General features: G+C 58.8%; 16 protein-coding genes, 1 tRNA gene and 2 pseudogenes. 15 read left to right on the forward strand and 4 right to left on the reverse strand.

Features of this window, described 5'->3' with window-relative positions; translation table 11 throughout:
- Window positions 1-196: 196 nt before the first annotated feature.
- The 3 genes and pseudogenes from D3M70_RS32550 to D3M70_RS02205 all read left to right on the forward strand — a co-directional run.
- Window positions 197-1,710, forward strand: a pseudogene (locus D3M70_RS32550) (PAS domain S-box protein); the annotation flags it as partial.
- 1 nt (window position 1,711) lies between these two features.
- A pseudogene (locus D3M70_RS32555) lies at window positions 1,712-3,105 on the forward strand (putative bifunctional diguanylate cyclase/phosphodiesterase); the annotation flags it as partial.
- A gap of 16 nt (window positions 3,106-3,121) precedes the next feature.
- A tRNA-Ile gene (locus tag D3M70_RS02205) sits at window positions 3,122-3,198 on the forward strand.
- Window positions 3,199-3,375: 177 nt separating this feature from the next.
- Here the strand turns inward: D3M70_RS02205 and D3M70_RS02210 are convergent.
- Complete coding sequence (locus D3M70_RS02210) at window positions 3,376-4,068, reverse strand: CatB-related O-acetyltransferase (RefSeq protein ID WP_120123995.1); 693 nt, start codon at window positions 4,066-4,068, stop codon at window positions 3,376-3,378.
- 120 nt (window positions 4,069-4,188) lie between these two features.
- On the opposite strand from D3M70_RS02210, the gene D3M70_RS02215 reads away from it, so the two are divergent.
- Window positions 4,189-5,235: an FUSC family protein gene (locus D3M70_RS02215; protein ID WP_120123997.1), complete on the forward strand. Its 1,047-nt coding sequence runs from the start codon at window positions 4,189-4,191 to the stop codon at window positions 5,233-5,235.
- 21 nt (window positions 5,236-5,256) lie between these two features.
- On the opposite strand, the gene ppk2 is transcribed toward D3M70_RS02215, so the two are convergent.
- Complete coding sequence (ppk2, locus tag D3M70_RS02220; RefSeq protein WP_120123998.1) at window positions 5,257-6,180, reverse strand: polyphosphate kinase 2; 924 nt, start codon at window positions 6,178-6,180, stop codon at window positions 5,257-5,259.
- 183 nt (window positions 6,181-6,363) lie between these two features.
- Here ppk2 and D3M70_RS02225 point away from each other — a divergent pair, with 183 nt between their 5' ends.
- From D3M70_RS02225 to D3M70_RS02275, 11 genes are all read left to right on the forward strand, one after another.
- Window positions 6,364-7,131, forward strand: coding sequence for a class II aldolase/adducin family protein (locus D3M70_RS02225; protein ID WP_120124001.1), 768 nt, complete (start codon window positions 6,364-6,366; stop codon window positions 7,129-7,131).
- 45 nt (window positions 7,132-7,176) lie between these two features.
- Window positions 7,177-7,638 carry an Lrp/AsnC family transcriptional regulator gene (locus D3M70_RS02230; RefSeq protein ID WP_120124003.1) on the forward strand — a complete coding sequence of 154 codons (462 nt, stop codon included), beginning with the start codon at window positions 7,177-7,179 and terminating at the stop codon, window positions 7,636-7,638.
- 248 nt (window positions 7,639-7,886) lie between these two features.
- Window positions 7,887-9,581, forward strand: coding sequence for an NAD(P)/FAD-dependent oxidoreductase (locus tag D3M70_RS02235; RefSeq protein WP_120124004.1), 1,695 nt, complete (start codon window positions 7,887-7,889; stop codon window positions 9,579-9,581).
- A gap of 10 nt (window positions 9,582-9,591) precedes the next feature.
- On the forward strand, window positions 9,592-10,389 hold the full coding sequence (locus tag D3M70_RS02240) for a carbon-nitrogen hydrolase family protein (protein ID WP_120124006.1): 798 nt from the start codon (window positions 9,592-9,594) through the stop codon (window positions 10,387-10,389).
- Window positions 10,390-10,546: 157 nt separating this feature from the next.
- Entirely contained in the window at window positions 10,547-12,940 is a 2,394-nt protein-coding gene (gene pqqF / locus D3M70_RS02245) for a pyrroloquinoline quinone biosynthesis protein PqqF (RefSeq protein WP_120124008.1), read from the forward strand.
- Between the two features lie 156 nt (window positions 12,941-13,096).
- Window positions 13,097-13,168: a pyrroloquinoline quinone precursor peptide PqqA gene (pqqA, locus tag D3M70_RS02250; RefSeq protein WP_008365141.1), complete on the forward strand. Its 72-nt coding sequence runs from the start codon at window positions 13,097-13,099 to the stop codon at window positions 13,166-13,168.
- A 97-nt stretch (window positions 13,169-13,265) separates the two neighbouring features.
- Window positions 13,266-14,177, forward strand: coding sequence for a pyrroloquinoline quinone biosynthesis protein PqqB (gene pqqB, locus D3M70_RS02255; RefSeq protein ID WP_120124010.1), 912 nt, complete (start codon window positions 13,266-13,268; stop codon window positions 14,175-14,177).
- Between the two features lie 9 nt (window positions 14,178-14,186).
- Window positions 14,187-14,942 (forward strand): pyrroloquinoline-quinone synthase PqqC, encoded by a 756-nt coding sequence (pqqC, locus tag D3M70_RS02260; protein WP_120124012.1) that lies wholly within the window; start codon window positions 14,187-14,189, stop codon window positions 14,940-14,942.
- The gene (pqqD, locus tag D3M70_RS02265; RefSeq protein ID WP_120124014.1) at window positions 14,939-15,214 is read left to right on the forward strand and encodes a pyrroloquinoline quinone biosynthesis peptide chaperone PqqD; all 276 of its coding nucleotides are present in this window, start codon (window positions 14,939-14,941) and stop codon (window positions 15,212-15,214) included. Before pqqC ends, pqqD begins: the two co-directional genes overlap by 4 nt.
- The gene (gene pqqE, locus D3M70_RS02270; protein WP_165869722.1) at window positions 15,186-16,373 is read left to right on the forward strand and encodes a pyrroloquinoline quinone biosynthesis protein PqqE; all 1,188 of its coding nucleotides are present in this window, start codon (window positions 15,186-15,188) and stop codon (window positions 16,371-16,373) included. The genes pqqD and pqqE overlap by 29 nt, the downstream gene beginning before the upstream one ends.
- A complete protein-coding gene (locus tag D3M70_RS02275) occupies window positions 16,339-18,165 on the forward strand; it encodes a S9 family peptidase (protein WP_120124017.1) in 1,827 nt (608 codons plus the stop codon). The genes pqqE and D3M70_RS02275 overlap by 35 nt, the downstream gene beginning before the upstream one ends.
- A 104-nt stretch (window positions 18,166-18,269) precedes the next feature.
- On the opposite strand, the gene D3M70_RS02280 is transcribed toward D3M70_RS02275, so the two are convergent.
- Both D3M70_RS02280 and D3M70_RS02285 read right to left on the reverse strand, forming a co-directional pair.
- Window positions 18,270-18,431, reverse strand: coding sequence for a YqaE/Pmp3 family membrane protein (locus D3M70_RS02280; RefSeq protein WP_045484381.1), 162 nt, complete (start codon window positions 18,429-18,431; stop codon window positions 18,270-18,272).
- Between the two features lie 192 nt (window positions 18,432-18,623).
- Window positions 18,624-19,325: an aminotransferase class III-fold pyridoxal phosphate-dependent enzyme gene (locus tag D3M70_RS02285; RefSeq protein ID WP_120124019.1), complete on the reverse strand. Its 702-nt coding sequence runs from the start codon at window positions 19,323-19,325 to the stop codon at window positions 18,624-18,626.
- Between the last annotated feature and the right edge of the window lie 198 nt (window positions 19,326-19,523).

Below are 19,523 nucleotides of genomic sequence, written 5' to 3' on the forward strand. Positions count from 1 at the left end.
TGAGAAATCAGTGCAAAGTACGGATGCTACAGCTGACATTGAACATATAAACGAAAGCAGCTCACTGAAAGACCCTGAAGACAACCATCGAGCGAACGTCGACGGCAGTCTGCATCAGACTTTTGCTTACACCCAAGAGCCAGAGTCCGATGCGCGCGGCCCAAGGGCGGCCTTGCCTGGCTCTGAGTCCGTCCAGTTCTGGAAGGACTTTCTGCTCTATGGGCTTCCGGGATTGCTATTGCTGTCCACGATTCTTGCCGTCGTGGTCAGGATCAATCGGCGCCTCAGTTCGGAAATCTCTCGCCGCGTAGCATTGGAACAAGAGCTTCGCAGCAGCGAATACCACTATCGCGGCATGATCGAAAGCCTCTCGGCCATCGCGTGGGAGGCCAACACCCACGATTATTCTTACAACTACGTTTCCCCGCACGCTGAAAGCCTGCTCGGCTACCCGCTCCATCAATGGCGCAGGCCGGGCTTTTGGCGCAGCATCGTGCACCCTTCGGATCTGGAATACGCAGACGGCCTCTGCGCCAGAGAAACCGCCTTGGGCAATGACCACAGCCTTGACTACCGTGTCATCAGCGCTGACGGCCGGATTGTCTGGGTGCGGGACATCGTCAGCTTGATCACTTACGGCCACGAGCCGGTGATGCGCGGCCTGATGATCGACATCAGCGAGGCAAAGCAGACCGAGGAAGCCTTGCGCCGCTCCGAAGGCAAGTTCGCCTCGGTGTTCGCTCAATGCCCGGACATTCTGGTCATCGCAAGGCTGTCCGACGGCTGTTTCCTGGAAGCGAACCAGGCGTTCGTCGAACAGATCGGTCTGAACGCCAATGACGTCATTGGCCGAACCCCGAGCGAGCTGAACATCTGGGGCATCCCGGACATCGGTCCGAGCCTGCTGCAACGCCTGCAGAAAGGCAGTATCCGCAATCTGGAGATGCCGTTTCGGCGCAGCAATGGTCGAACCTTCACGGGCCTACTGTCTGCCGAACCTTTCGATCTTGACTCCACGCCTGCCGTTGTCGCGGTCGTGCGCGACATTACCCCGCTCAAGGAAGCGCAGCAGCAACTGCAACTCTCAGAGGAAAAATTCGCCAAAGCCTTCCATTCGTCGCCAGATGGCTTGCTCATCTCGCGACAAAGCGATGGGTTGCTAGTCGAGATCAACGATGGATTCAGTCGGATCACCGGCTATCACAGCTCGCTCTCCCTCGACCGCACCACACTGGATCTGGGGATCTGGGTCGATCTGAATGAACGGCAGCAATTACTGGAGCAGCTCAGCCGGGATGGATTCGTCAAAGATTTCACGAGCCATATCCGTCGTAGGGACGGGCAGATTCGTCTGTGCGAAATTTCATCAAGACCGCTACCCATTGGTGGCGAAGATTGCATGCTGACCATTGCTCGGGACATTACAGAGCGCCATCAGATGCAGGAAAAACTACAGCTGGCGGCCACGGTCTTCGAGAGCACGGCGGAAGGCGTGCTGATCACCGACACTCGCCAACGCATTAATGCAGTCAACCGCGCCTTCAGCGAAATCACCGGCTACAGCGAGGGCGAAGCCATTGGCGAAACCCCTCGCCTGATAGCTTCCGGGCTTCACGACAGCGCGTTCTACGCAGCCATGTGGTACCAACTGACCGCAGAGGGCCATTGGCAGGGCGAAATCAGCAACCGGCGCAAGAATGGCGAGATCTANCCCATTTCGTGGCTGTATTTGCCGACATCTCCAGCCTCAAACAGGCCCAGGCCCGCCTGGACTATCAAGCACACCACGACCCGCTGACCGGTCTGCCAAACCGCACGCTTTTCGAAAGTCGTCTGCATGCCGCACTGACCCACAGTAAGGAGGCGCAAAGCTTGGGTGCGGTGCTGTTCCTCGACCTGGATCGCTTCAAACATATCAACGATAGTCTCGGCCATCCGGTTGGGGATCTGCTGCTCAAAAGCATCGCTCATCGCCTGAAGGAAAGTTTGCGTGACATCGATACGGTTGCGCGCTTGGGTGGGGACGAATTCATCATTCTACTGCCCGGCTTGCAAACCGCCGGTGACGCCGAATCCATTGCAACCAAATTGCTGAACAGTTTCTCGGCCCCTTTCCAGGCAGGCGAACATGAGTTCTTTATCAGCACGAGTATTGGTGCCGCATTGTTTCCTACCGACGGTGGCGACGTCGCCACGCTGATCAAGAACGCCGATGCAGCGATGTATCGCTCAAAGGCCAAAGGTCGCAACCGCGTTGAAAGCTACACTCGCGACCTGACTGCCCAGGCCAGCGAACGAATCGCGCTGGAGCACGAGCTGCGCAGGGCAATCGAGCGCAATGAGTTCACGCTTTCCTACCAACCTAAAGTCAGCCTGCTGACGCAACGATTGGTCGGCGCCGAGGCACTGATCCGCTGGTCCCACCCAACATTCGGAGATGTCCCTCCAGAACGTTTCATTCCACTTGCCGAAGAGAACGGCATGATCCTGCAGATCGGTGAATGGGTGCTGGAGCGGGCCTGCCAGCAACTGCACCAGTGGAATCAGACCTACGACATATTCGGATCGCTATCGGTGAACCTGGCGGGTGCTCAACTCCGCCAACCTAACCTTGTGAATCGCATCGAACAATTGCTTACGGAATACCGGCTACAGCCTGGCTGCCTGCAACTGGAAATCACCGAAAACTTCATCATGTCCCAGACCGAAGAAGCACTTTCAGTGCTCCACCGCTTGAAAAACCTCGGCGTGCAACTGGCGATCGATGACTTCGGTACGGGCTACTCGTCGCTGAGCTACCTCAAGCGCCTGCCATTGGACATCCTCAAGATCGACCAGTCATTCGTGCGAGGCCTGCCTGACGATCCTCACGATGCCGCCATCGTCCGCGCCATCATCGCCCTTGGCCGGAGCATGCAACTGACCGTGATCGCCGAGGGCGTGGAGAACCTCGAACAGCAGCAATTTCTCGCCGACGAAGGTTGCGAGCAGATTCAGGGCTACATCGTCAGCCTGCCCCTGCCACCCGAAGAATTTTGCGCCACCTTTCTTCGTATCACCGTTTCAGACTTTTCGGATAGCACAGCGCGGAAACCGTCGTTATAATCCGCGGCCAGACTGAGGGCCTATAGCTCAGTTGGTTAGAGCAGAGGACTCATAATCCTTTGGTCCACGGTTCGAGTCCGTGTGGGCCCACCAACTCCAAAGCCGCGCATTGCGCGGCTTTTCTATGCCCGAACCATTTATTCCAGATGCTTGGTTACCCTGATAAATGATGACCGTATCGTCAATCAGGAAATCGCCAGGAACTCCCTCGTGTCCTCAGTAGACTGAAGGAAGCGGGAGCGGGCCAGGGAGCTCGGTGACATTAGAGCATCACAGCTCCGAGCAGCCCCCACGGCTGATTTTCAGTTTTCCGTAACGCGCTTTCGTCCCCGCGCCATCGGCCTCCAATCTCTGTAAAAACAGCTCGGGGTGATCCATTGGCAATGCTTTGAGCTCGGCAACAGGTCTTTCCCACCAACGACTCGCCAACAAGCGTTCGATGATTTCAGGCGAGTGTCGGAAACGCACGACTTTGGCTGGAAAGCCGGCAACGATTGCGTATGGCGGAACATCCTGAGTGACGACCGCGCGGGTGGCGATGATGGCGCCGGTGCCGACCGTCACGCCCTCCATGATCATCGCGCTGTGGCCGATCCACACATCGTGGCCGATAACGGCCATGTCGGTATGCGCGTCATAGGTCAGTGGCGAATGGGTGTACTGGAAGGGATGAGAGCTCACCCAGTCGCTGGGATGAGTATATTTTTCCTGCCCGATGAAGACGTTCGAGGCGATGGAGCAGAATCGGCCGATGGACGAGACCAGGGAGAGGTGGGTACCGCTGCGAATGTAGGTGTGCGCGCCGATTTCGACGTGACGCGCACGCAGCTCGAGATGTCCCAGTTCGACGTGATCCTCGATGAGCAGTTCGCAACGTTTGCCGAGGGATTCCAGGCCACCTGCGAGCTTCGCGCCGCGCTTTCTGATCCAGCGCTTCCAGTAGAGATCTTTCAGGTATTGCAAAAAGTATTACCTCGTCGCCACGCGTCGGGACTCGTCAGGCCGCAAGCCTATCAGAAGCCATGCCACCATACGTTTGCCACACTGCTGGATAAATCTGCCACCGACAGGGTCTGTTACCCCATGAATACGCCTTCCCTACCTTTCTGGCTCCGTCGCGTCCTTCGCCCATTGCTGGACCCGTACCGCCGTTATCGCCATGCGCGCTACATTCACGCCGGGCGGATCGTCGTCGGTCTGCTCGTGTCCATTCTACTGACCACCGGGATGCACCTGCCCCACGGTGAATGGGCATCGGTGACGATGCTGATCGTGATTGGGGGTCTGCAGCATCATGGCAACATCGGTAAGAAGTCGGTGGAGCGGGCATATGGAACGCTGATTGGTGCGGCGCTGGGGCTCGCGGTAGTGGCGCAGGAAAGCTACCTGGGCATGCCACTGCTGACCTATCTGATCATGTCGTTGATCTGTGGCTTCTTCGCCTATCACGCCATCGGCAAGGGTGGCTATACGGCGCTTTTGTCGGCGATCACGCTGTTTATCGTCGCGGGACATGGTGATAACCCGATTACTGACGGGCTCTGGCGCACAGTGGATATTCTGATCGGGATCGCCTTGGCGTTGGCGTTCTCATTTGCCCTGCCCCTGTACGCCGTTTATTCCTGGCGCTACAACCTGGCCATTGGCTTACGCGACTGCGCCAAAGTCTATGAACGCATCAGTCGCGGGCAATCGATCGCCGCCGATGAACATCTGAAACTGACTGCGCGACTGAACGCAACGATGCTGCAACTGCGGTCACTGATGCCGTCGGTATCAAAGGAAGTGAAAATATCCCTGGTGGAGCTGGACGCTATTCAGAGTCATTTCCGCATGTGCCTGAGCACGTTGGAAATCCTGTCCAATCTCCGGCCGGCGGACATGGGGAGTGTAGGCATGAACGCTGAGCAGCGTCGGATTCGGCGCATGCTGATCGGCATGGCCAGGGCCCTGCAAAGTGGCGCTACAGAGCGCCTGGAGCGTCCGACCGAATCCCTGGCAGTCGGCCCGCAAGCGCCAGCCGCGTCCGCGGAGGTGCTGGGCTATCAGTTGATGAACCAGCAACTGGCGCTGAACATCGAAGGCTTGCAGCAACGGCTGGCAAAGACGGCGAAGAAGTGGAAAATCTGATCTTCGCCATCCTCTGATGCCTTAATAAACCGAAGGCACCACCATGTCGCGGGGCACCGGCGCGCGCAGGTAATTGGCGTTGTACTCTCGCTCCGGCAGCACCACTTGCGGCGACTCGACATCACCACGAGGAATCTGCTGCAGCAAGTGGTGAATGCAGTTCAAACGTGCGCGTTTCTTGTCATCGGCCTCGACGATCCACCACGGCGCCACATCCGTGTGAGAGCGGGTGAGCATCTCTTCCTTGGCGCGGGTGTAGTCTTCCCAGCGGCGGCGTGACTCAAGGTCCATCGGCGACAGCTTCCACTGTTTCAACGGATCGTGAATGCGCATCAGAAAGCGCCGATATTGTTCGTCGTCGGTGATCGAGAACCAGTACTTGATGAGGATGATGCCCGAGCGAACGAGCATTTTCTCGAACTCGGGCACGGTGCGGAAGAACTCTTCGTATTCTTCGTTATCGCAAAAACCCATGACCCGCTCCACGCCTGCGCGGTTGTACCAACTGCGGTCGAACAAGACCATTTCCCCTGCTGCTGGCAGGTGAGAAACGTAGCGTTGGAAATACCATTGGGTGCGCTCGCGCTCACTGGGTGCAGTCAATGCTGCGACACGGCAAACACGCGGATTCAGGCGCTGAGTGATGCGTTTGATGGCACCCCCCTTGCCTGCTGCGTCACGCCCTTCGAACAACACCACGACCTTGAGCTTCTGACTGACGACCCAGTCCTGCAACTTGACCAGTTCTCCCTGCAGACGCAGCAACTCGCGGAAGTACACGCGCCGGTCGATCCCCTTGGGCACTTCTTCACCCAGATCGGCAAGCAAGCCATCCAGACGCGCGTCGTCATACTCCATTTCCAGCTCCTCATCGAAGCTGTCGAGGATGTCGGCGTGGATATAGCGGGCGGTTTCGGACAAGTCCAGATGCTGGCTATCGGTCATGGCGGGGCTCCCGGCGTGGATTCAGAGGGTCAGGGAGCCGATTTAGACACGCAGGGAGTGACAGATGAATGACAAAGCGATGACAGCAGGGAAAAGTCCTACATAGCAAGAAGCTCTCGACGACCGCAGTCACGGCTGGCACGCTGAGCCGGCAACGACCAACCGAGATCGACCGGAGGAACAATGACACACGCCTACAGCCCGCAGGAATGGCAGCTCAGACAGGAACTGGCCGCTTGTTATCGACTGATCGCGCACTACAAGATGACCGACCTGATCTCGACGCACATTTCTCTGCGCATTCCCGGACCCGATCACCACTTTCTGATCAACCCTTACGGGCTGTTCTTCGAGGAAATCACCGCTTCCAATCTGGTGAAAATCGACCTTGACGGCAATAAAGTGGAGGCGTCGCATTACCCGGTCAACCCTGCAGGTTTCGTGATTCACAGTGCAATTCACGGCGCCCGGGAAGATGCGCAATGCGTTCTGCACACCCACACAAAGGCCGGATGTGCCGTGGCGGCCCAGGAAGCCGGGCTGCTGCCGGTCAATCAAATCTCCCTGGAATTTTATGGTCGTGTTGGCTACCACGATTACGAAGGCATCGCGCTGGACTTCAGCGAACAGCAGCGTCTGGTAAAGGATCTGGGCGACAACTCGGTGATGATCTTGCGCAACCACGGTCTGCTGACCGTCGGCGACAGTGTGAAACAGGCATTCCTGCGCATGTACTACCTGGAAAAAGCCTGTGAGATTCAGATTGCGGCGCAGGCAGGTGGCGCTTTGCGTTATCCACCGGACGAGGTGTGCCGTCGCACTGAAAAACAGTTCAACGAACCGGGGCAGGAGGTTGCGCAAGGCGAACTGAGCGACCCTGACGCCGTGAATTTCGCTTGGGCGGCGTTGCTGCGGTTGTTGGATCGTGTGGCGCCAGACTACAAAAACTGAGGCGGGATGCAGGTAATATGCCCACCTACCGACGGAGACTCGCCCTTGCCCGACACTCGCCCTCCCACCCTGGATGACATCGACCGCCAGTTGATCGCAGCCTTGCAGATCAATGCTCGCGAGCCCGTCGCCAATCTGGCTCGCCAACTGGGTATCGCCCGCACGACAGTCACGTCTCGTCTTGCGCGGCTGGAAAAAACCAGGATCATCACCGGCTACGGCGTTCGTCTGAGCCAACGTCTGGTGGACGGCGGATTGCAGGCCTACGTCGGGATAACCGTGCAGCCGCGCTCTGGCAAGGAAGTACTGCGCCGCCTGACCGCTCTGGCTCAGGTTCAACAGCTGTGTGCGGTCAGCGGCGAATTCGATTATGTAGCCTGGCTGCGCACCGATTCACCGGAGCAACTGGACCAACTGCTGGATCTGATTGGAAGCGTCGACGGTGTGGAGAAAACCACGACCTCGATCATCCTCAGCAGCAAGATAGATCGTGGGCAGCCGGTTTGATTGATCCCTTGCGTGACGCCCGATAACAGCCCGGCTTGCTCGCGGTGACGTATCCAGAATCGCACCGCCGACAAGCCGGCCCCCTACAGCACAAGGCGATGCTGAAAACGGGTTAAAGGCCAGAATGACGTAACAGTTCGTCACTTTGCCTGAAAACTCTGCATTACGACGACACTCTGCGTCTTATTAACGTCCCAACTGTTATCTAGACTTGTTCACTTTCGCGCCACAGTCGAACAAGGCCAGCCATGAAGAACAATCGCCACCCCGCCGACGGTAAAAAACCGATCACGATTTTCGGCCCGGACTTCCCGTTCGCCTTCGACGACTGGATCGAGCATCCCGCCGGCCTCGGCAGTATCCCGAGCGAAAACCACGGCAAGGAAGTGGCCATTGTGGGCGCAGGCATTGCCGGTCTGGTCGCGGCCTACGAGCTGATGAAGCTGGGCCTCAAGCCTGTCGTCTATGAAGCCTCGAAGATGGGCGGCCGTTTGCGCTCCCAGCAGTTCGAGGGCGCTGAAGGCATCATCGCCGAGTTGGGCGGGATGCGTTTCCCGGTCTCGTCCACGGCGTTCTATCACTACGTCGACAAACTGGGGCTGGAGTCCAGACCGTTCCCGAATCCACTGACCGCCGCCTCCGGCAGCACCGTGATCGATCTGGAAGGCACCACCCACTACGCACAGAAACTGTCGGACCTGCCTGCGCTCTTTCAGGAAGTGGCTGACGCCTGGGCCGACGCGCTGGAAGACGGCGCGCAGTTCGCCGACATTCAGCAAGCCATCCGCGATCGGGACGTACCGCGCCTCAAAGCACTGTGGGACAAACTGGTGCCGCTATGGGACGACCGCACATTCTACGATTTCGTCGCCACCTCCAAAGCCTTCGCCAAACTGTCGTTCTATCACCGCGAAGTGTTCGGCCAGGTGGGGTTTGGCACCGGTGGTTGGGATTCGGACTTTCCCAACTCGATGCTGGAAATCTTCCGCGTGGTCATGACCAACTGCGACGATCACCAGCACCTGATCGTCGGCGGCGTGGAACAGGTGCCGCTAGGCATCTGGCGTCACGCGCCGGAGCGTTGCGCACACTGGCCTGAAGGCACCAGCCTTTCGACCCTGCACCATGGTGCACCGCGCACGGGGGTCAAACGAATTGCTCGCGCTGCCGATGGCACGTTCGCGGTCACTGACAACTGGGGCGATACCCGTCACTACGACGCTGTTCTGGCGACCTGCCAGAGCTGGCTGCTCACCACACAGATCGAATGCGAAGAGTCGCTGTTCTCACAGAAGATGTGGATGGCGCTGGACCGCACGCGCTACATGCAGTCATCGAAAACCTTCGTCATGGTCGACCGGCCGTTCTGGAAGGACAAAGATCCGGAAACCGGCCGCGACCTGATGAGCATGACCCTCACCGACCGCCTGACGCGCGGCACCTACCTGTTCGATAACGGCACCTATTCCAACGGCGTCGATAAGCCGGGGGTGATTTGTCTGTCGTACTCATGGATGAGCGACGCGCTGAAAATGCTGCCGCACCCGGTAGAAAAACGCGTCAGCCTGGCCTTGGGCGCACTGAAAAAGATTTATCCGAAGGTCGACATTGCCGCACGCATCATCGGAGATCCAATCACAGTGTCGTGGGAAGCGGACCCGCACTTCCTCGGCGCTTTCAAAGGCGCGCTGCCAGGCCACTACCGTTACAACCAGCGGATGTACGCACATTTCATGCAGAAGGATATGCCTGACGACCAGCGCGGCATTTTCATCGCGGGCGACGACGTGTCATGGACGCCGGCCTGGGTCGAAGGCGCGGTACAGACTTCGCTCAACGCGGTTTGGGGGATCATGACCCACTTCGGCGGCAAGACGCACGCCGAGAACCCGGGCCCGGGTGACGTGTTCCACGAAATCGGCCCTATCGTTTTGCCGGAATAAGGAGCCTTTCATGCGCGTCGCCCTGTATCAATGCCCACCGCTGCCGCTGGATATCACCGGCAACCTGCAACGTCTCAATACACAAGCGATTGAAGCGGCGGCGCAAGGGGTGGTGCTCCTGGTGTGCCCGGAGATGTTTCTCAGTGGCTACAACATCGGCGCCCAGGCAGCGCGCTCACTGGCGCAACGGAGCGATGGCCCGGCAGCCCACGCCATTGCCGCCATTACTCAGGCAACGGGTGTGGCGATTCTGTATGGCTATCCCGAGCTTGGCGCAGACGATCAGGTCTACAACGCGGTGCAGCTGATTGATGCTCAAGGTTCACGCCTCTGCAATTACCGTAAGACGCATCTGTATGGAGATCTGGACAAGTCGATGTTCAGCGCAGGAGAAGAGCATTTTCCTGTCGTGGCATTTGAGGGCTGGAAGCTGGGCTTTTTGATCTGTTATGACGTGGAGTTTCCCGAGAACACTCGGCGCCTGGCATTGGACGGCGTCGATCTGATTCTGGTACCGACCGCCAATATGGAGCCCTATGATTTCGTCGCTGAAGTCACGGTGCGGGCGCGAGCTTTCGAGAACCAGTGCTACCTGGTGTACGCCAACTACTGCGGCAGCGAGGGCGACATTCACTACTGCGGACTGAGCAGCATCTGCGCGCCGGATGGCAAACAGGTCGGCTTGACAGGACAGGACGAAGCGCTGGTGATCGCTGATCTGGACCGACGGACGATGAGCGAATCGCAGGCGATCAATACGTATTTCAAGGATCGCCGGCCGGGGTTTTACGCAGGGCTGGTGAAGTAAACCGTTGAACCTGTAGCAGTCCAGCTTGCCGGCGGCGGCATCATGATATCTACGATCTGCAAGCCGGACGGCTCAGAGCAGCGTTTGCAAATATCACGAATCCACCTGTTATCCGCTAGCATGAGCAGTCACTTCCCGAGCGTCTGCGGAATTCGTCATGCCTGTGCCCGATTCATCCAACCATCGTTCACTCACGCTACTCAATGGCTTGAGGGTGGTGCTGTATTCGGCGCCGCGCCTGAAACGTTGCGCGGCGGCGTTGCGAGTGGCGGCGGGCAGTCACGATGTTCCCGAACAGTGGCCGGGACTGGCGCACTTTCTTGAACACCTTTTCTTTCTCGGCACCGAACGTTTTCCCGCCGAGCAGAACCTCATGACCTACGTTCAACGGCATGGCGGGCAGGTCAACGCCAGCACCCGAGAACGCATCACTGACTTTTTCTTCGAACTTGCGCTGCCAGTCTTTGCCGGGGGGTTGGACCGGCTGTGCGAAATGCTTGCTCATCCGCGCATGTCGATGGCCGATCAGCTGCGTGAACGAGAAGTCCTGCACGCCGAATTCATTGCCTGGGCGCGAGACGCAGCGTCACGGGATCAACTGAAACGTCTGCAGCCGATCTCTCCGCTGCATCCGCTTCGCTGGTTTCACGCAGGCAATCGCTTCAGCCTCCCGGTCCCACGTCCGGCGTTTCAGCTGGCGCTGCAGGATTTTTACCGACAGTTCTATCAGGCTGGGCAAATGACCCTGAGCCTTGCCGGGCCGCAATCGCTGGATGAGCTGCAGGCTTTGGCCACTCACTTTGGCGGCTATTTCGCCGCGGGTTCTCGGGCGGATCAGGTCAAGCCTCCTCCGCTGATAGACAATCGTGTCGAACCACCCACAGAAAATACCCCGCATCAGAGCCACCTGATATTTGCGTGTGAAGAATTGCCCGAGGGACACGAGCAGGCCGCTGCGTTCCTCTGCACCTGGATCAATAACGCACAGTCAGGCGGGCTTGTGGCGGAGTTGCGTGACCGAGGTTTGATCGGGTCGCTCAAAATGAAGGTTCTGTACGAGTTTGCCGGGCAGGCTCTGCTCGATATCGCGATAGTCCCGGACGACCACGCGGCGCAGGTTGCGGCGTTTGTCTTCGACTGGCTGGCCTTCTTCAAAACCCGTTATCGCCACCTGCTCACCGAATACACCTTACTCGAACAACGACGCCTTGCCGTGAGCGGCGCATTGGCTCTTGCCAGACACTTCAGCGCAGAGACAATCAACGAACCCGGCATGCCTGCGTCGGCCCTCCGCGCTCTGGATGCCTTGCTGGATAGACTCATCCCGCAAACACTGTTGCGGCCGGTCCCCGGCATTTCAGCGCACCCGCCAACGAACATCGAATGGCGCCTGCCCGAGCCCAATCCTTTCCTGCGTCCAAGTTCTGAGCCCGTCACGCACGTGCAGCCGCTGCCGGCATTCACGTTCAGCAACGCCCTGCCCGCCAACGGGGAAGCCACTGTCTATTTGCGCTGGACGCTATCGACGCCGCAGCCAAAGCTCGCGCTTATGCTCAACGACAGCCTGAAAGCCCTGACTGACGATGCACAGCAAGCGGGGGTGGCGATGACGTTCAACGCATACGGAAACTTCTGGCAGTTGAAATTGAGCGGGCTGACCGAACCTCTGCCTGCCGTACTGCAACAGGCGTTGCGCCAGTTGAGTCAGCCCGACGAGCAGGCGTTATCCCGTTATGGGCAGCCGAGCCACGAACCCGCACCTATGCCGATTCGCCAATTGCTCAAGGCGCTTGCTGATCAGTATTTGAACAGCAGCGCCACCTTGGAAACCGACGATCTGCAAAGCGTCTGGGCCAGCGCACGCTGGATCGGCTTCGCCACCGGCATGCCGGAAAGCGGGCAAAACTCACTCATACATGCCATGGCTCGGATTCCCGGCGATCCGGATGACAAACCCGGTCACCCGCCCCTTCAAGCGCCGGGCAAGCGCTGGCAGGAGGAGGCGTCAGAAACGTCCGAAGATGCGGTGCTGATGTTCTACCCGGCTCCGTCGACACTCATCGAAGACGAAGCTATCTGGCGATTGTTCGCACATCTGGTACAGGCACCGTTCTATCAGCGCCTGCGTGTCGAACTGCAACTGGGCTACGCTGTTTTCAGCGGTTTCCGACAGATCGCCGGGCAGAGCGGGCTGCTATTCGGCGTGCAATCACCGAATGCCAGCGCCGTGCAGTTGGTCGAGCACGTTGAAGCCTTCATCGGGACGCTTCCAGCTCTGATCGAACGATCCGACATTTCCGCGCAGATAAGCGCTTTGGAAAATCAGCTCAATCCTACGGTCATGGAAAGCCAGCAAGCAGCAGAAATGTTGTGGCAGGCGCACCTGGCCGGGCACCCGGCGAACTACCCTCAGCGCTTGCAACATTCGTTTGCACATCTTCAGAAGGTCGACCTGGAACGTGCCGCCAGTCGGGTAGCGCTATCCCGGACCTCGATCTTTTGTCTGTCCAATCGCGCCAGCCCAAGCGCTTCGGTGCCTGTAGCGGAATGATCCTTGCCGAAAATGCAAAAAGCTTTATCTGATATTTCATCATTGATCAGGCGATATTTTTAGTAACATAGCTCCCTAAGCATTGGAACGTCTCCTCTTGCAGGGGTACTAAAGATGTACTCACCCACCGTTGCATTAACCCAGAAGGAGTCTTTTATGTGGACTAAACCTGCTTACACTGATCTGCGTATCGGCTTTGAAGTCACCATGTACTTCGCAAGCCGTTGATTTCTGCGCGGTGAGAAGCCTCGGTTCGCCGGGGCTTTTTTGTTACAGGGCTTGAAATTATCCGGCCTCGCACGGGGCCACTCGGAACGGAGCACACATGCATATCCAGATTCTTGGCTCGGCTGCGGGCGGCGGTTTCCCTCAGTGGAACTGCAACTGCGCCAACTGCGCAGGCTTTCGCGACGGCAGCCTGCGGGCGCACGCTCGCACTCAGTCGTCCATTGCCCTGTCCGACGACGGCGTGAACTGGGTTTTGTGCAATGCCTCCCCTGATATCCGTGCCCAGCTGCAAGGCTTCGCGCCAATGCAGCCCAATCGCGGCCTGCGCGATACAGGCATCAGCGCCATCATTCTGATGGACAGCCAGATCGACCACACCACCGGCCTGTTGAGCCTGCGCGAAGGCTGCCCGCATCAGGTCTGGTGCACGGACATGGTCCATGAAGACCTGACCACAGGCTTCCCGCTGTTCAACATGCTCAAGCACTGGAATGGCGGTCTGGTCTGGAATCGCATCGAGCTGGAAGGCAGCTTCGTGATCCCGGCCTGCCCGAACCTGCGCTTTACGCCGTTTCCACTACGCAGCGCAGCACCGCCGTACTCGCCTCATCGCTTCGACCCACATCCCGGCGACAACATCGGGTTGATGGTCGAAGACACCAGGACCGGCGGCAAACTGTTTTATGCGCCAGGCCTGGGCAAGGTCGATGATGCCCTCATGGAGAAGATGAGCGGCGCCGACTGTCTGCTGGTAGACGGCACGATGTGGGATGACGATGAAATGAAACGCCGTGGCGTTGGTACCCGCACCGGCACCGAAATGGGCCACCTGGCGCAGAACGGCCCTGGCGGCATGCTGCAAGTGCTGGAAAAACTGCCAAAACAGCGCAATGTGCTTATTCACATCAACAACACCAACCCGATTCTCGACGAAGATTCGCCCGAGCGCGCCGAACTGGCTCGCCGAGACGTTGAAGTGGCCTTCGATGGCATGAGCATCGAGCTTTAAGGAGCCGACATGAGCGACCCGACGCCGCTGTCCCCCGCTGAATTTGAACAGGCCCTGCGTGCCAAGGGCGCGTACTACCACATCTATCACCCGTTCCACGTGGCGATGTACGAGGGCCGCGCGACCCGTGAACAGATTCAGGGCTGGGTCGCCAATCGCTTCTACTATCAGGTGAACATTCCCCTGAAGGATGCCGCGATTCTGGCTAACTGCCCAGACCGCGAAATACGCCGCGAGTGGATCCAGCGCTTGCTCGATCACGACGGTGCGCCCGGCGAAGATGGCGGCATCGAGGCCTGGCTGCGCCTGGGCCAGGCCGTTGGTCTGGACCCGGATCAACTGCGTTCGCAGGAACTGGTATTGCCCGGCGTACGATTTGCCGTCGATGCCTATGTGAACTTCGCCCGCCGCGCCAACTGGCAGGAAGCGGCGAGCAGCTCGCTGACCGAATTGTTCGCGCCGCAGATCCACCAGTCGCGCCTCGATAGCTGGCCGCAGCATTACCCGTGGATCGATCCGGCCGGCTACGAATATTTCCGTACGCGTCTGGGTCAGGCACGCCGCGACGTCGAGCATGGACTGGCGATCACACTTGAGCATTACACGACGTGGGAAGGCCAGCAGCGCATGTTGGATATTCTGCAGTTCAAACTCGACATCTTGTGGAGCATGCTGGACGCCATGACCATGGCCTACGAGCTGAATCGCCCTCCCTATCACAGCGTCACTGACCAGCGTGTCTGGCATAAAGGTATTGCCCTATGAGCTTCAATCGCGAATACGTGCCAAGCTGGCGCCGGGGTTATCGTTTCCAGTTCGAGCCGGCGCAGAAGGGTCACGTGCTGCTGTATCCGGAAGGCATGATCAAGCTCAACGAGAGTGCCAGCGAGATCGGTGGCCTGATCGATGGGCAGCGCAGCGTAGGTGCGATCATCGCGCTACTTGACGAAAAATTTCCTGGCGTTCCCGAGCTCGGCACCGATGTCGAGCAATTCATGGAGGTCGCTCGTGCAGAACACTGGATCGAACTTGCCTGAAGCCACGGTAACCGAGTCCAAGGTGCACATTCCGCCCACGCCCCCGGTCGGGCTGCCCCTGTGGCTGCTCGCCGAGTTGACGTACCGCTGCCCGCTGCAATGTCCGTATTGCTCCAACCCTCTGGATTTCGCCAAACAGGGCCAGGAGCTGAGCACCGAGCAGTGGTTCAAAGTCATGGCCGAAGCCCGGCAAATGGGCGCGGCGCAGATCGGCTTTTCCGGGGGTGAACCACTGGTGCGCCAGGACCTTGCCGAACTGATCGCCGAGGCCCGCCGACTGGGGTTTTACACCAATCTGATCACCTCAGGGATCGGCCTGACCGAGCAGAAGATCATCGACTTCAAGGAAGCCGGCCTGGACCATATCCAGATCAGTTTTCAGGCCAGCGATGAGCAGGTGAACAACATGCTCGCCGGCTCCAGGAAAGCCTTCGCCCAGAAGCTGGAAATGGCCCGCGCGGTGAAGAAGCACGGCTACCCGATGGTGCTCAATTTCGTCACCCACCGGCACAACATCGACAAGATCGACAAGATCATCGAGCTGTGTGTGGCGCTGGAAGCGGACTTCGTCGAATTGGCCACCTGCCAGTTCTACGGTTGGGCGCACCTGAATCGCGTAGGTCTTTTGCCGACCAAGGATCAGTTGGTGCGCGCCGAACGCATCACCAACGAATATCGCGTGAAGCTGGCGGCCGAGAATCACCCGGTCAAACTGATCTTCGTCACCCCCGACTACTACGAAGAACGCCCGAAAGCCTGCATGAACGGCTGGGGCAATTTGTTCCTGACCGTCACTCCAGACGGCACCGCCCTCCCCTGCCACGGCGCCCGGCAGATGCCGATTCAGTTTCCCAATGTGCGCGACCACAGCATGCAGCACATCTGGTATGACTCCTTCGGTTTCAATCGCTTTCGCGGTTACGAATGGATGCCGGAGCCGTGCCGTTCCTGCGATGAGAAAGAAAAGGACTTCGGCGGCTGTCGCTGTCAGGCGTTCATGCTCACGGGCGATGCCAGCAATGCGGACCCGGTGTGCAGCAAGTCGCCGCAACACAGCCTGATCACCCAAGCCCGCGACGAAGCCGAGTATGCTAGCCAGACCATTGAGCAACTGGCTTTCCGCAATGAACGAAACTCACGCCTCATCGCAAAATCCTGATCTGTTCTCTGCCGCCCAGGCTGTGGCGGCAGGCATCGATTTCGCCGAGCTGAGCGTCAGTCCCGCCGGCCTTTTCTGGAATGAATTCCGCCCGCAGGACGCGGCTTCGCGCATCTGGCGCTGGACCGACGGCGCCACTACTTGCCTGACCCCTGATGGCTTCAGCGTTCGCAGCCGGGTATATGAATACGGTGGCGGATCGTTCTGTCTGACCGATGACTCTGTGGCATTCGTCAACGAAGCCGATCAACAGATCTACCTCCAGCCTTTCGCGTCCAGCATCCCTGAGGCCCTGACTCAAGGCGACAAGCGCTACGGTGATGTCCGATTCGTCCGGGGGCAGATTCTGGCGGTCGAGGAGGATCAGGATGTTCACCGGCTGGTGTCTCTCGGTCTCGCCGATGGCCGACGTGAAATCCTGGCCGAAGGGGCGGACTTCTATGCGTCACCAACCCTGAGCCCCAGCGGTGATCGTCTGGTATGGATCGAGTGGTGGCGCCCCCATCAGCCTTGGACATCGACTCGCCTGATGAGCATGGAGCGGTTGCCCGACGGAAACTGGGGACGCGCGCATTGTCTGGCGGGAGGCCTGGGACTGGAGGCATTGCAGCAACCGCGTTTCGACGATCAAGGCCGTTTGTACTGCCTGACCGATCGCGCTGGCTTCTGGCAGCCTTGGGTCGAAACGCTTGAGGGTCTCGAAGCATTGCCCGCCGCCAAAGCCGATCACGCCCCTGCCCCGTGGCAACTGGGCGGCTCGAGCTGGTTGCCGTTGAATGACGGCGGCTATCTGGCGACTTGGTCGGAAGACGGAGTCGGCGTTTTAGGCCTACGCTTGGCTGACGGCACTCAGGAAGATTTCAGCGGCGATTACAGTCGTTTTCGTAGCCTGGCTATCGACGATGACTTTATCTACGCTATCGCCGCTTCGGCCATCTGCCCCTCGGCCGTGATCGCGATCAACCGCGCCGACAAAAGTGTTCTGGTGCTGGCTGGAGGTGTTTCACCCTTGCCCGCCGAACGCATCAGCCGCCCGCAGACGTTGCGGTATCCAAGCGGATCGGGGGAGGCCCACGGCTATTTCTACCCGGCCATGAACATCGAGGAAAAACCGCCACTGGTGGTTTTCATTCACGGTGGCCCGACTTCCGCCTGTTATCCGGTCCTGGACCCCCGCATTCAGTACTGGACACAGCGTGGTTTCGCGGTCGCGGACCTCAACTATCGGGGCAGCACCGGCTATGGACGTGCCTATCGACAGGCGCTGTTTCTGGAGTGGGGCGCGGTGGACGTCGAAGACGCCTGCGCGGTAGTGGATTATCTGGGCCGTCAGGGCCTGATCGACCCGAGCAATGCATTCATCCGCGGCGGCAGCGCCGGTGGCTACACCACCTTATGTGCGCTGGCTTTCAAGGACGTCTTTCGCGCGGGCGCGAGTCTGTATGGAGTCAGCGATCCACTGGCGCTCGCCGAAGCCACGCACAAGTTCGAGGCGGATTATCTGGACTGGCTGATCGGCGACCCGGACATCGACATGGTCCGCTATCGCGAACGCACGCCGTTGCTGCATGCCGATCAGATCAAGGTGCCGGTGATCTTCTTTCAGGGCGAACTCGACGCCGTGGTCGTCCCCGCCCAGACCCGCGACATGCTCAACGCTCTGCTGGAAAAAGGTATCCCAGCCGAAGGCCACTTCTACCCTGACGAACGTCACGGCTTTCGCAAGGCCGCCAATCAGGCCCATGCGCTGGAGACCGAATGGGCGTTTTATCGCAAGGTGATGGATAGCTGAGTCTTGCAACTGCAGCAGTCCGGCTGCTGGCGGTGGCGATTCTACCGGAGCCACCGCCGGCAACCCGGACGGCTACAGGTCCTGGGAGGCGAACATTCTGCTGCTTACTTACGGCTGGCAATGATGTAAACCGCATGAATAATGCCAGGGAAGTAACCGAGCAGGGTCAGCAGAATATTGAGCCAAAAGGCGCCGCCGAAGCCGACTTGCAGGAACACGCCCAGGGGTGGCAGCAGGATAGCGATGATGATGCGAATGATGTCCATGGGTAGAGCTCCTGATCAATAAGATGGCCCATGAGGGCCACACACCTAAATCGACTCTGCCGCGTCGCAGACGTTCAATTCCTGGCTATCAGCGAGCCATCATCTGGCGCATAAAAAACGCCCCGCTCGAAAAATTTCCGGAGTGGGGCGAAGCGTACAAAACGCAAGACGGTACGGGGTGTTAGAGGGGGGTCACGCCATCAGGCCTGTCGAAACGGCGTGGCGTTGCGGCTTGGGATCAGAAGTAATGCGCGAGGGACGCATTGAGGTCGGTTCAGGCACGCAGCCAGGAAGTTGTGCAATTGGTGCTGTGCAGGCATGACCGCGGGCGAGCAATGCCGCACTGCGCGGGCTGCGATTGGAGTGATCGCCCAACACTACGATATCTGCAGAGACCTCATAGGCGTCTTCACACAGCAACCCTCCGTGCTGACCCACGGTGCCCCGCGCTTCGTTGAGGATCAGCAGGATATTCAGTTCGCGACAGAGCTTTTCCACGCCTTTCACATAGGCTTGCGAAGCGGGCGTCACCACTGCGCTGCCCTGAATCGGCTCCAGCACGATAGCGACGGTGTTCGAGTCCACTGCCGCATCGATTGCTACCAGATCATTGAATGGCACACAGCTGAAATGGCTCGCCATCGATTCGATCAGCGGATCGAAACGCCCGCCACTGGCAACCACAACGCCGCATTTGCCGCGCCGATGTCGCTGGCCCCACTTGCGCGCCAGTGTCATTGCCGCAGTGAACGCATCCTGCTCATCGACGAACAGACCCGCCTGATCGCTGCCGGTACGTTGCCTAAGGCGCTGCAGAGGGGAAAGCAGTGTAGGGACGACAGGTACATCGCCATCACTCGTTTGGGTATTGCGCAGGAGTCTGAACAGGTTCATGGGCGGATGCTCCCCAATGACTTGCGGGAGTGTCGATCAAATCGCAGTCTATGGATATCGCTGATCCATCCTTGACGGAGATTTTTGGCTTTACCTATGTAAGCACTATCGACTCGAACACTGCTCATTGCGTTTTTTCGCCCTGTAACCCTTGTGAGTTGGGCGTAGACTATGCGCCGAGAGGACAAACGACCATTT

The sequence above is a fragment of the Pseudomonas sp. LS-2 genome (genome assembly GCF_003605735.1).
Taxonomy (GTDB): Bacteria; Pseudomonadota; Gammaproteobacteria; order Pseudomonadales; family Pseudomonadaceae; genus Aquipseudomonas.

What these genes read in the sequence shown, in the direction of transcription:
- D3M70_RS02235 (WP_120124004.1), top strand. Translation starts at nt 7,887, where the DNA reads ATGAAGAACAATCGCCACCCCGCCGACGGTAAAAAACCGATCACGATT.
- D3M70_RS02225 (WP_120124001.1), top strand. Translation starts at nt 6,364, where the DNA reads ATGACACACGCCTACAGCCCGCAGGAATGGCAGCTCAGACAGGAACTG.
- pqqC (WP_120124012.1), top strand. Translation starts at nt 14,187, where the DNA reads ATGAGCGACCCGACGCCGCTGTCCCCCGCTGAATTTGAACAGGCCCTG.
- D3M70_RS02285 (WP_120124019.1), bottom strand. Translation starts at nt 19,325, where the DNA reads ATGAACCTGTTCAGACTCCTGCGCAATACCCAAACGAGTGATGGCGAT.
- D3M70_RS02275 (WP_120124017.1), top strand. Translation starts at nt 16,339, where the DNA reads ATGAACGAAACTCACGCCTCATCGCAAAATCCTGATCTGTTCTCTGCC.
- D3M70_RS02240 (WP_120124006.1), top strand. Translation starts at nt 9,592, where the DNA reads ATGCGCGTCGCCCTGTATCAATGCCCACCGCTGCCGCTGGATATCACC.
- pqqB (WP_120124010.1), top strand. Translation starts at nt 13,266, where the DNA reads ATGCATATCCAGATTCTTGGCTCGGCTGCGGGCGGCGGTTTCCCTCAG.
- pqqF (WP_120124008.1), top strand. Translation starts at nt 10,547, where the DNA reads ATGCCTGTGCCCGATTCATCCAACCATCGTTCACTCACGCTACTCAAT.
- ppk2 (WP_120123998.1), bottom strand. Translation starts at nt 6,180, where the DNA reads ATGACCGATAGCCAGCATCTGGACTTGTCCGAAACCGCCCGCTATATC.
- D3M70_RS02215 (WP_120123997.1), top strand. Translation starts at nt 4,189, where the DNA reads ATGAATACGCCTTCCCTACCTTTCTGGCTCCGTCGCGTCCTTCGCCCA.
- D3M70_RS02280 (WP_045484381.1), bottom strand. Translation starts at nt 18,431, where the DNA reads ATGGACATCATTCGCATCATCATCGCTATCCTGCTGCCACCCCTGGGC.
- pqqD (WP_120124014.1), top strand. Translation starts at nt 14,939, where the DNA reads ATGAGCTTCAATCGCGAATACGTGCCAAGCTGGCGCCGGGGTTATCGT.